Below are 12,357 nucleotides of genomic sequence, written 5' to 3'. Positions count from 1 at the left end.
GCGGCCGTTTGGCTGACAGGGTATGTCAGAAATTACATATGGATCGCACGGTCATCGGCGGCCAAAGCGGCTTCCTTGACGGCCTCACCCAGGGCCGGGTGGGCATGGCAGGTGCGCGCGATGTCTTCGGCAGAAGCGCCATATTCCATCGCCAGAACAACTTCGGCAATCAGGTCGCCAGCAGCCGGGCCGACAATGTGGCAACCGACGACGCGGTGCGTTTTCTTGTCTTCCAGGATTTTGACGAAACCTTCGGTGCTTTCCATTGCCTTGGCACGGCCATTGGCGGTGAAGGGGAATTTGCCAACCGAATAGTCGACACCTTCGTCCTTCAGTTGCTCTTCGGTTTTGCCAACCGCCGCAACTTCCGGCCAGGTGTAAACAACACCCGGGACCTTGCCGTAATCGACATGGCCTTCTTCACCGGCCAGCATTTCAGCCAGGGCGACACCGTCTTCTTCGGCTTTATGCGCCAGCATCGGACCAACAATGGCATCGCCAATGGCGAAAATGCCCTGCACGTTGGTCTGGAAATGTTCGTCGGTTTTAACGCGACCGCGATCATCGAGCTCAACACCGGCATTATCAAGGCCAAGGCCGGTGACAAACGGACGACGCCCGATGGCTACCAGAACAACGTCTGCCTTGACTTCTTCGGCATCGCCCCCCTTGGAGGGTTCAACCGTCAGCTTAACACCACCTTTGGCGGTTTTCGCACCGGTCACTTTATGACCCAGTTTGAAATCCAGGCCCTGTTTGGCGAAAATGCGCTGGGTCTGTTTGGCCAGTTCGCCATCCATACCGGGCAGAATACGGTCGAGATATTCGATAACCGTCACTTCCGAGCCCAGACGACGCCAGACGGAACCAAGCTCAAGCCCGATCACGCCAGCACCGATGACAACCAGTTTCTTGGGAACAGATGACAGTTCCAAAGCACCGGTTGAGGAAACGATCTGTTTTTCATCGATTTCAACGCCGGGCAGCGGGGTTACTTCCGAGCCGGTTGCGATAACGATGTTTTTAGCGTTCAGGGTTTCTTCGCCGCCATCAAGCAGGGCCACCTTAACCTCGGTTGCCGAGACGATTTCGCCCGCACCCTTGACATAGGTAACCTTGTTTTTCTTGAACAGGAATTCGATGCCCTTGACGTTGGAATCAACCACCTTGTCCTTGCGGGCCATCATCTTTTCAAGATTGACCTTCGGGGTATTGATGTCGATGCCGTGGGTATCGAAATGCTTGTCGGCTTCTTCAAACAGGTGTGAAGAATGCAGCAATGCCTTTGACGGAATACATCCGACATTCAGGCAGGTGCCGCCCAGGGTGCCGCGTTTTTCAACGCAGGCAACCTTGAGGCCAAGCTGTGCGGCACGGATGGCGCATACATAACCGCCAGGTCCGCCGCCGATCACGACAATATCATAGGTCTCGCTCATGAGTTCTTTGATCCTTTTGTCTGATCAGATGTCGAGCAGGATGCGTTCCGGGTTCTCGATGCATTCTTTAACCCGCACGAGGAACGAAACAGCTTCGCGGCCGTCAATGACACGGTGATCGTAGGACAGGGCCAGATACATCATCGGACGGATTTCAACCTTGCCATCAATGGCAACGGGGCGCATCTGGGTTTTGTGCATGCCCAGAATGCCCGACTGCGGCGCATTGAGGATCGGCGAAGACAGCAGGGAGCCGAAAACACCACCGTTGGAAATGGTGAAGGAGCCGCCTGACATTTCGTCCATGCCCAATTTGCCGTCACGCGCACGCTTGCCGAAATCGACAATGGTGCTTTCCAGATCGGCAAAGGTTTTCTTTTCAGCCGAACGGATTACCGGAACAACCAAGCCCTGCGGGGTGCCAACGGCAACGCCGATGTCGCAGAAGTTTTTGTAAACAAAGCTGTCGCCGTCGATTTCGGCATTCACTGCCGGCCATTCGTTCAGCGCGGTTGTGCAAGCCTTGATGAAGAAGGACATGAAACCAAGTTTCACGCCGTGTTTCTTTTCAAAGCCGTCTTTGTATTTGTTACGGCACGCCAGAAGGTTGGTCATGTCGACTTCGTTATAGGTCGTCAACATGGCGGCGGTGTTCTGGGCTTCTTTCAGGCGGCGCGCAATGGTCTGGCGCAGCTTGGACATTTTAACCCGTTCTTCGCCTTCGCGCAGTTCGCGCTGGGGTTTCGGGCCTGCCGGTGCTGCCGGGGCCGGTGCAGCAGCACGCGGGGCCGGTTTGCCACCCTCAAGATAATCCAGAACGTCGCCCTTGGTCAGGCGGCCATCTTTGCCCGATGCCGGAATTTTCGAGGCATCAAGGTTGTTGTCTTCGACCAGTTTACGCACAGCCGGTGCCAGCGGGTGATCGGTGTTGGCGGACTGGGTTGCCGGTGCGCTTGCTGCAGCAGGAGCCGCCGGTTTGGCTTCTTCCTTGGGTGCAGGGGCAGCTTCTTCCTTCGCCGGAGCTTTGGCTTCAGCCGGGGCTTCTTCCTTGGCTGATGTTCCTTCAGCGCCTTCGCTGATCATGGCGATCAGGGCACCAACTTCAACTTCGTCGCCTTCACCAACAATCAGTTCGGCAATAGCGCCAGCAACCGGAGAGTTGACTTCAACCGTAACCTTGTCGGTTTCAAGTTCAACAATCGGTTCGTCAGCAGCAACAGTGTCGCCGACTTTTTTGTACCATTTGGCAATGGTGGCTTCGCTAACAGATTCGCCCAACGCGGGAACTTTAACTTCAGTCGCCATTTTTTCCTCGACCGTTTTTAAAAAGGCAGTGTGGGTCTGCCGATTTCAAATAAAAATATGTTGTGACCAGATCAGACCAGACAGGCAGGGAGTGGTCCCTGCCTGTCTGTGAAATCATTTGACGCTGAGCGCGGCATCAACAAGTTCGGCCTGCTCGCGCAGGTGAATCTTGAGAAGACCGGTTGCCGGCGACGCAGCGGTGGAACGACCGACATATACCGGACGGGATGTTTTGTGTTTGATGGCGGTCAGGACTTTTTCGATACGACGATCGACAAAGTACCACGAACCCATATTTTCAGGTTCTTCCTGACACCAGATCACATCGGCATTGCTGTATCGGCTCAGCTGTGCACCCAGTTCCTTTTCCGGGAACGGATAAAGCTGTTCGACACGTACAATGGCGACATCCTCGATACCGCGGTTGTCACGCTCTGCCAGCAGGTCGTAATAAACCTTGCCCGAACACAGAACGACACGTTTGACCTTCTTGTCGTCAACCAGTTTGGCGGTTTCGGCCAGAACGGGCTGGAAGGTTGTGCCTGCTGCAAATTCAGACAGGTTCGATACGCACTGCTTGTGACGCAGCAACGATTTCGGCGTCATCAGGATCAGCGGCTTGCGGAAGCTGCGGCGGATCTGGCGGCGCAGAATGTGGTAATAGTTTGCAGGGGTGGTACAGTTCGCCACCTGCATGTTGTTTTCACCACAAAGCTGTAAATACCGTTCCAGACGTGCCGAGCTGTGTTCCGGTCCCTGACCTTCAAAGCCGTGCGGCAACAGCATGACCAGGCCGGACATACGCAGCCATTTGGCTTCGCCCGAACTGATGAACTGGTCAATGATCACCTGGGCACCGTTGGCAAAGTCGCCAAACTGTGCTTCCCACAGAACCAGAGAATGCGGTTCTGCCAGGGTGATGCCATATTCAAACCCGAGAACACCGGCTTCGGACAGGGGCGAGTTGAGAACTTCAAGCTCGGCCTGGCCGGTACGGATGTTGTTTAACGGGGTGTATTTGGCCTCGGTGGTCTGATCGATCAGTTTGGCATGACGTTGCGAGAACGTCCCGCGCTGGCTGTCCTGACCGGACAGACGCACGGGGGTGCCTTCGCACATCAAGGTACCAAATGCCAGTGCTTCGCCCGTGGCCCAGTCGATCCCTTCGCCGGTCTCGAACATTTTGGCCTTGGCTTTAAGCTGGCGCAGGATCTTGCGGTTGATGTCGTAATCACTTGGTGCAGTCGATAGCGCACGGCCAACTTCCTGCAACAGGTTTTCATCAACACCGGTTTCGCCAATCCAGTCGGCATCTTCGCCATGGCTGGATGCCAGCCCTGACCATTTGCCTTCAAGCCAGTCGGCCTTGTTCGGACGATAGTTCTCGGACGCCTGGAATTCCTCGTCCAGATGGGCGTGGAATTTTTCAAGCCGTTCCTTGACCTGTTCTTCCGTGAACACGCCTTCCTTGACCAGCTGCTGGGCGTAGATGTCTTTGGCGGTCGGGTGTTTGCCGATCACGTCATACATCTTGGGCTGGGTAAAGGCCGGTTCGTCGCTTTCGTTGTGACCAAAGCGGCGATAGCAGAACATGTCGATCACGACATCCTGTTTGAATTCCTGGCGGAATTCGGTCGCGATGCGCGCAGCATGAACCACGGCTTCGGGGTCATCGCCATTAACATGGATGATCGGGGCCTGAACGACCTTGGCGATATCCGAGCAATAGGGCGAGGAACGCGAGTCAGACGGTTTGGTGGTAAAGCCGATCTGGTTGTTGACCACAAAATGAATGGTACCGCCGGTGCGATAACCTTTCAGATGCGACAGATCGAAGGTTTCTGCCACAAGGCCCTGACCGGCAAATGCCGCGTCACCATGCATCAGAATACCCATAACCTGTTCGCGGGCGGTATCCTTGCGCTGTGCCTGTTTGGCACGAACCTTACCCAGAACAACGGTATCAACCGCCTCAAGGTGCGAAGGGTTCGCTGTCAGCGACAAGTGAACAACGTTGCCGTCAAATTCACGGTCAGCAGAGGTGCCAAGGTGATATTTAACGTCGCCAGAACCCATGACATCGTCGGGTTTGGACGGGTTGCCCATAAATTCCGAGAAAATCGCCTGGAACGGCTTGGCCATCACATTGGCCAGAACGTTCAGACGGCCACGGTGGGGCATCCCAAACACAACTTCACGGATGCCAAGCTGGCTGCCGCGTTTCAGGATTTGTTCAAGGGCCGGGATCAGGGCTTCGCCACCATCGATACCAAAACGTTTGGTGCCGACATATTTGGTGTGAAGATAGTTTTCAAACCCTTCGGCTTCAATCAGGCGATCCAGAATGGCTTCCTTGCCACGCTTGGTAAATTCGGTCTGATTGCCGATGGTTTCAATACGCTGCTGAATCCATGCTTTCTGCTCAGGTTCCTGAATATGCATGAATTCAATACCGATAGAACCGCAATAGGTTTTGCGGGCCATCGATACGATCTGGCGAATGGTTGCCGATTCAAGGCCAAGAACATTGGCGATGAAAACCGGACGATCCATATCAGCTTCGGTGAAGCCATAGGTTTTCGGATGCAATTCCGGGTGGGGATCACGCGGGGCAAGGCCCAGCGGATCAAGATTGGCTTCCAGATGGCCGCGCACGCGATAGGAGCGGATCAGCATCAGGGCGCGAATTGAATCATTTGCGGCCGCCCGGATGGCATCGGAATTAACGGCCGCGCCCTGGGATGCGGGTGCTACCGCAGCCGGGGCATAACCGCCATTGACCGGACGTTCGCTGTATCCCTGGGATACGTCGTAACCTTCCATACCGCCGACAACCTTGGTTTCCCGTGGCTGCCAGGTCGGCCCGCGCATTTCAGCGAGGAGGTCGGATGCGTCGTCCTGCAACCCTGCAAAAAACTCGGCCCAGCTCTGGTCTACCGACTGGGGGTTTTCCAGATACCGGGCGTAAAGTTCCGCGATATAGGTTGCATTCGACTCGGTTAGAATCGTGTCAAGATCTTGAGGTTTCATTTGTGGTCGTGGAAGGCGATGACCCCAAAAGGGCTACGCCTTCCTTTGCCTTTCCTCTGACTACCCTGATTACCCTTTCAAAGCCTTGAGCATGGTCGAGCCAAGGCTTGCCGGGGAATCGGCAACTAGTACACCTGCGCTGCGCATTGCTTCCATTTTAGCATCCGCAGTGCCTTTACCACCGGAAATGATTGCACCGGCATGGCCCATGCGTTTACCCGGAGGAGCGGTAACACCGGCGATGAAACCGGCGACAGGCTTTTTAACATTGGATGCCTGCAGGAATTCGCAAGCCTCTTCTTCGGCAGAACCGCCAATTTCACCAATCATGATGATGCCTTCGGTTTCCGGATCCCGCAGGAACAGGTCAAGGCAATCGATGAAGTTGGTGCCGTTAACGGGGTCGCCGCCGATACCGATGCAGGTTGACTGGCCAAGGCCGGCTGCCGTGGTCTGGGCAACGGCTTCGTAGGTCAGGGTGCCGGAACGTGAAACGATACCGATTTTACCGCGGCGGTGAATGTGGCCGGGCATAATGCCGATCTTGCATTCGTCCGGGGTGATAACACCCGGGCAGTTCGGGCCGATCAGGCGGGTTTTGGAACCGTCAAGGGCGCGCTTGACGCGAACCATGTCGGCAACAGGAATGCCTTCGGTGATGCAAACAGCCAGTTCGATACCGGCATCAATTGCTTCAAGGATGGCATCAGCCGCGAAGGGCGGCGGCACATAAATGACCGATGCATTGGCACCGGTAACATGAACAGCTTCATCAACCGTGTTGAAAACCGGCAGGTCAAGGTGCTTGGTACCACCTTTGCCCGGGGTAACGCCACCGACCATTTTGGTGCCATAGGCAATGGCCTGTTCGCTGTGGAAGGTACCCTGCGAACCGGTGAAACCCTGGCAGATAACTTTGGTGTTTTTATCGACGAGAACAGCCATGGTTACGCGGCCTCCTTCACAGCTTTAACCACCTTTTCGGCGGCATCGGCAAGATTGTCGGCCGACACGATCGGCAGACCGGATTCTTCAAGGATCTTCTTGCCAAGATCAACGTTGGTGCCTTCAAGGCGAACGACCAGCGGAACATTCAGGCTGACTTCACGTGCTGCGGCGATAACGCCTTCGGCAATAACGTCACAGCGCATGATGCCACCGAAAATGTTAACCAGAATGCCTTCGACATTCGAGTCAGACAGGATCAGCTTGAAAGCTGTCGTCACGCGTTCCTTGGTGGCACCGCCGCCAACGTCCAGGAAGTTTGCCGGAGAACCGCCATACAGCTTGATGATGTCCATGGTTGCCATGGCCAGACCGGCACCATTGACCATGCAGCCAATTTTGCCATCAAGTTTGATGTAGTTGAGGCTGTGTTTTGCAGCTTCAAGTTCGGCCGGGTTTTCTTCGTCTTCGTCGCGCAGTTCTTCGATGTCGGCATGGCGGAACAATGCGTTGTCATCAAAGTTCATTTTGCAATCAAGCGCGATGATGTCGCCATCACCGGTGACGACCAGCGGGTTGATTTCAACCATGGCAGCATCGGTTTCGAGGAAGCATTTATACATGGCGGTCATGAATTTGACGGCCTTGGAAACCTGCTTGCCTTCAAGGCCCAGAGCGAATGCCAGCTTGCGGCCGTGGAAGCCCGAGAAGCCCGATGCCGGATCGATGTCAACGGTGACGATCTTGTCCGGGGTTGCTTCAGCGACTTCTTCAATGTCCATGCCACCTTCGGTGGAGGCCATGAAGATAACGCGTGATGAAGCGCGGTCTACGAGGATCGAAAGATAAAGTTCGCGTGCGATGTCGCAACCTTCTTCGATATAGACGCGCTTGACTTCCTTGCCGTCCGGCCCGGTCTGGTGGGTAACCAGGGTCGCGCCCAGCATCTGGCCTGCATTGGTGCCGACTTCTTCGACACTTTTAACGACGCGAACGCCGCCTTTGTCACCGGCAGTGGCTTCCTTGAAGGTCCCTTTGCCGCGGCCACCAGCATGGATCTGGGACTTGACGACATAAATGGGGCCAGCAAGAGACTGTGCTGCCTCGGTAGCTTCCTGTGCGGTATAGGCAACCTTGCCGTTCGGCACGGTCACACCGTATTTGCGAAGAATTTCTTTCGCCTGGTACTCATGAATGTTCATGTTCGGTCGCTTTCTTGCCTTCCGTACGATTTCCTGTGGGTCAGAAATCGTGGTTTCAATGTCCCGCTTACAGACAGGGACGTTGTTGCGATCCGCGCGGCCATTACCTTGAAAAATTCCAATCCCGGCAATGACAGAAAAACGGGCCAGTCTAAAAACCAGCCCGTTCCGCGTTTCTTACAGCATGCCCTTGGCGGCGTCGACAAGGCCGCGAACGGCCGCCACGGACTTGTTGAAGTTCTCTTGTTCTTCTTCGTCAAGATTGATCTCGACAATGCGCTCGACGCCACCAGCGCCAAGAACAACCGGAACACCGACATAAAGGCCATCAACGCCGTACTGGCCGCTCAGGTAGGCAGCAACCGGCATGACGCGCTTCTGGTCTTTGAGGTAGCTTTCAGCCATTGAAATCGCTGATGCTGCCGGGGCATAGAATGCCGAACCGGTTTTCAGCAGGCCAACGATTTCGGCACCGCCATCACGGGTGCGCTGAACGATCTGGTCGATCTTTTCCTGCGTGGTCCAACCCATTTTGATCAGATCAGGGATCGGAACGCCGGCAACGGTCGAGTAACGGATCGACGGCACCATGGTGTCGCCGTGGCCACCCAGCACGAATGCGGTGACGTCTTTGACCGAAACCTTGAATTCTTCGGCAAGGAAATAACGGAAACGGGCAGAGTCCAGAACGCCGGCCATGCCGACGACTTTTTTCGGATCAAAGCCGGTTGCCTGCTGCATCACCCAGACCATTGCATCAAGCGGGTTGGTGATGACGATAACAAATGCATCCGGGGCATGTTCTTTAATGCCCTGACCAACCTGGGTCATGACTTTGGTGTTGATGCCGATCAGATCATCACGGCTCATGCCCGGCTTGCGGGCGACACCTGCGGTGACGATGACAACATCGGCACCGGCGATACCGGCATAGTCACTGGTACCCTTAAGGTCGGCATCAAACATGTCGACGGGTGAGGATTCAGCAATATCAAGCGATTTGCCCTGCGGCATGCCATCAACGATGTCGAAAAGGACGACGTCGCCAAGCTCTTTCAGGCCAGCGAGGTGGGCCAGAGTTCCACCGATATTGCCAGCGCCGACGAGCGCGATCTTGTTGCGGGCCATTCCGTTACCTTCTTCCCTATTGCGCTTCCGGGGCGTTGAAACTTAACTGGGGAGCGCGATTGAAAATGTAAACCTGCGAACGCGAAACAATCGTTCGCAAACATCGTGTGTGGTAAACCGATTCGTCCCGTTTTACAAGGGGAAACGCCGTTGTTTTGACGCGGAAAACCGCCAGTTCCGGGTTTGTTGCAACTATTGTCTAAACGCTTAAAAAGCGATCATGTTGCGACTGCGAAACAAGCGAAAGGCGTGGCAAACTCTCGCTCTGTATACAGCTTGGCCCTGCCTAACAGTTTGGCAGTGGTACAAAATTGCAGCAGTTTACCTTTTAAAAACTCCAAGGTTTGCGCGAACCGGGGATCAGCCATGCGATCAGCGGGACGTTATCTTACGCGATTTGATCAAATATTCTGCCGTTTGAAACCGTTTATGACAGCTTTTGCGCAATATTCCACGTCGACCGGATCGTGTGCAGGTTGAATTATGCGGCAATACCAACATCGGGTCGAATTGGAGTCGATGCGGGCAAGGCCTGTGATTGCGAAAAAAACCGGATGGTGGAACAGGCAACATCAAAGTTCCCGGTAGCATTGCCCTTTCACAGGGGTGTTTTGTTTGAAATTTGAATTTTCTGCCGGGGGGCGGTGTGCCGGCAGGTGCAAAGCCCCGACCCGGGCCAATGCGCGTGCCGGTTTTCGCGTATTGATGGGGGCGGCAATACACCACATGTTGGCCAAAACCGGCAGGTAAAACCGGGTGTCAGCCGTGCCTTACCAAGCATTCAGGATTTAAATGTGTTGGCCGGCGCGGCACAGAAAACACTGTTTTATTCAGAGAGCCTGGCGATAAGCCGTCAGGTCAGATGCGGCTGATCAAGATATTCCTGGCTGCGCATTTCGGTTAGCCGTGACACTGTGCGTTGGAACTCGAACGAAAAATCGCCCTTTGTATAGAGGTCCTCGGGGCTGGTTTGCATGGCACAAATCAGGTTGGTTTTATGTTCGTACATCGCATCAATCAGGGTGTTAAAGCGTTTGGCCCAATCGCTGCGCGAGGCATCGATCTGGGGAATCAGATCGATGACGATGGTGTGAAAATGGGTCGCCAGCGCGATATAGTCGCCGGGGCCAAGCGGGCGCGTGCATAGTTCTTCGAAACTGAACCGGGCGACCCCGGCTCCTGCTGCGCGAATGGCAATGTCGCGGCCTTTAACACGCAGGCTATCGGCATCAACGCGGGCACCTTCGGTAACCTTGGCAAATAATTCGTCAATTCGGGCCGGGGTTTTGTCATCGGCCGGATACACGAATACATCGGCTGCGGTCAGATTACGCATCCGGTAATCGGTGCGGCTGGCCAGTTCTAAAACGTCGAGCTTTTCCTTGATCATATTGATGAAAGGCACAAAATTCTGGCGTTGCAGGCCATCCTTGTACAAATCATCGGGCACGCGGTTCGATGTGGTCACCACCACCACACCATGATCAAATAATTGCTCAAACAGGCGCCCGACAATCATGGCGTCGGTAATGTCGGTGATTTGCATTTCGTCAAAACATAACAGCCACGCCTGATCGGCCAGGTCTTTGGCGATCGGCGGAATTGGGTCGGATTCCTCGCTGGTGCGGCTTTTGCGAAATTTATGGAGCCGTTCGTGCACATCCTGCATGAAATCGTGGAAATGGACCCGACGTTTATGTTCAACCGGGGCTGTTTCGTAAAACAGGTCCATCAGCATGGATTTGCCACGCCCGACTTCGCCGTAAATATAAAGGCCCTGTGGCGGTTCAGGGTCGTTACGGCGTTTGGTCAGGCCAAATCGTTCATACCAGGTGCCCTTGCCATTATTGGGACGATAATTGCGCAAGGCATTAAACAGGCTTTGCAGCTTTTCAGCGCATAGTTCCTGCATCGCATCATGGGTCAGTTCGCCATCAGCGATTTTTTTGCGATACCGGGCAAGAGGGCCGTCAGACATTCGATAACTTCCAGGCAGTGGGACACGCGGCGCACCGGTTTGCTGCGATCCGGCACATTTTTGGCCCGAAAGTGCCAGTCATAAAACAATACCGGCGTTCTGTCGGGCCATTTGGAATAAGAAGACATAAAACATCGCTATCGTGCAATGCAATATGCGTGATGCAGCTTTGTTTATGCCGCGACGAAAACTGTTACGCGGGTACACGGGGTCTAAACGGGCTTTGCTGAAGGATGCAGGAGGTGCAGCAGGCCTCAGATCAGGCGCATTTTTTTAAACAGCCAGACTTCCAGACCAACAAGTGCCGCGAGCAGGATTGATACCCCCCAGAACCCCCAGGAATTATTGGCAGCAGGGATGCCGCCCACATTGACACCCAAAAGCCCGGTGACAAAACTGATCGGCAGAAACAGCCCGGCAATGACAGTCAGCCAGTACATGGTCCGGTTCATACGCTCGGTTTCAACTGCCATCAGGCTGTCATTGGCGATTTGGGTGCGTTCGCGCAAGCTGTCGAGTTCTTCGACCAATCGGGTGACGCGGTCGGTCAGGGTGCGGGCGCGGCGTTTGTGTATTTTGTCGCTCCAGGCTGGTTTCTGTTCGACAAATTTTGCCATCGCATCGCGCTGGGGCGATATATGGCGGCGTAATCGCGATAACCGATGGCGCATATCGGCTGTTTTCATGCGCAAAGGCAGGGTTCTGGTTTCGGGAACATCTTCAATCTGATCTTCGAGATCGTCGAGGTTTTCTTCCAGATTGCGTATTTCAGCATCGATGCGAAAGACCAGCCGTTCAGCCAGAGTGAGCACGAAGGCATCGCTGCTGCCGGGGGCCGCGTTTTCGGCGATACTGGCCCGGATATCGTCAAAGGCACGCATATGCTGGTTGCGCAGGGTGATCACCAGTTTGTCACTGCACCATATTCGCACCGAGATCATGTCTGCCGGGTCTGATTCCCTGTTAAGGTTTACCCCGCGTAAATTCATTGAATAGCCATGATCGTAAAACAGAACCGATGGCCGGGTGCCCCGTGTCGCCAGGGTTTCGACAATGCTGGCCTCAAGGCCTGCTTGCTCGGTTAACCATGACGCAACACCTGGTTCCATCCAGTCAAGGTGAACCCAGATGAATTCACCGTCATCAACTTCAGGAAATGATGTGGTAAATTCGTCTCCGGATAGGGCAACACCCTTACCTTTATTGTTAATCCGAAAGGCATTGATCAGTGCTTTTGGGGTCATTGGTTCTGGTCCGTGGCGGTTTTGGGTTGGGCACAAACAGGTTTAACATGACAAATGTTTAAAGGCAGTTATGTGGCGGTTCGATA

The 12,357-nt window shown here is 54.6% G+C and carries 8 protein-coding genes; all 8 read right to left on the bottom strand.

Going from position 1 to position 12,357, the window contains the following annotated elements:
- Positions 1 to 32: 32 nt before the first annotated feature.
- Complete coding sequence (gene lpdA, locus J4E05_RS09030) at positions 33 to 1,439, bottom strand: dihydrolipoyl dehydrogenase (RefSeq protein ID WP_085588345.1); 1,407 nt, start codon at positions 1,437 to 1,439, stop codon at positions 33 to 35.
- Positions 1,440 to 1,463: 24 nt separating this feature from the next.
- On the bottom strand, positions 1,464 to 2,744 hold the full coding sequence (gene odhB, locus J4E05_RS09025; protein ID WP_085588347.1) for a 2-oxoglutarate dehydrogenase complex dihydrolipoyllysine-residue succinyltransferase: 1,281 nt from the start codon (positions 2,742 to 2,744) through the stop codon (positions 1,464 to 1,466).
- A gap of 114 nt (positions 2,745 to 2,858) precedes the next feature.
- Complete coding sequence (locus J4E05_RS09020) at positions 2,859 to 5,774, bottom strand: 2-oxoglutarate dehydrogenase E1 component (RefSeq protein WP_349594470.1); 2,916 nt, start codon at positions 5,772 to 5,774, stop codon at positions 2,859 to 2,861.
- Positions 5,775 to 5,843: 69 nt separating this feature from the next.
- Positions 5,844 to 6,719, bottom strand: coding sequence for a succinate--CoA ligase subunit alpha (sucD, locus tag J4E05_RS09015; RefSeq protein ID WP_085588351.1), 876 nt, complete (start codon positions 6,717 to 6,719; stop codon positions 5,844 to 5,846).
- Between the two features lie 2 nt (positions 6,720 to 6,721).
- Positions 6,722 to 7,951 (bottom strand): ADP-forming succinate--CoA ligase subunit beta, encoded by a 1,230-nt coding sequence (sucC, locus tag J4E05_RS09010; protein WP_349594672.1) that lies wholly within the window; start codon positions 7,949 to 7,951, stop codon positions 6,722 to 6,724.
- A 147-nt stretch (positions 7,952 to 8,098) separates the two neighbouring features.
- Positions 8,099 to 9,049: a malate dehydrogenase gene (gene mdh / locus J4E05_RS09005; protein ID WP_349594466.1), complete on the bottom strand. Its 951-nt coding sequence runs from the start codon at positions 9,047 to 9,049 to the stop codon at positions 8,099 to 8,101.
- An 853-nt stretch (positions 9,050 to 9,902) separates the two neighbouring features.
- Positions 9,903 to 11,027, bottom strand: a complete 1,125-nt coding sequence (gene zapE, locus J4E05_RS09000; protein ID WP_085588359.1) for a cell division protein ZapE — start codon at positions 11,025 to 11,027, stop codon at positions 9,903 to 9,905.
- 254 nt (positions 11,028 to 11,281) lie between these two features.
- Positions 11,282 to 12,271, bottom strand: coding sequence for a CorA family divalent cation transporter (locus J4E05_RS08995; protein ID WP_085588361.1), 990 nt, complete (start codon positions 12,269 to 12,271; stop codon positions 11,282 to 11,284).
- Positions 12,272 to 12,357: the final 86 nt, after the last annotated feature.

Source organism: Thalassospira sp. NFXS8 (assembly GCF_040148805.1).
Lineage (GTDB): Bacteria > Pseudomonadota > Alphaproteobacteria > Rhodospirillales > Thalassospiraceae > Thalassospira.
This window is presented reverse-complemented; position numbering and strand designations above follow the sequence as displayed.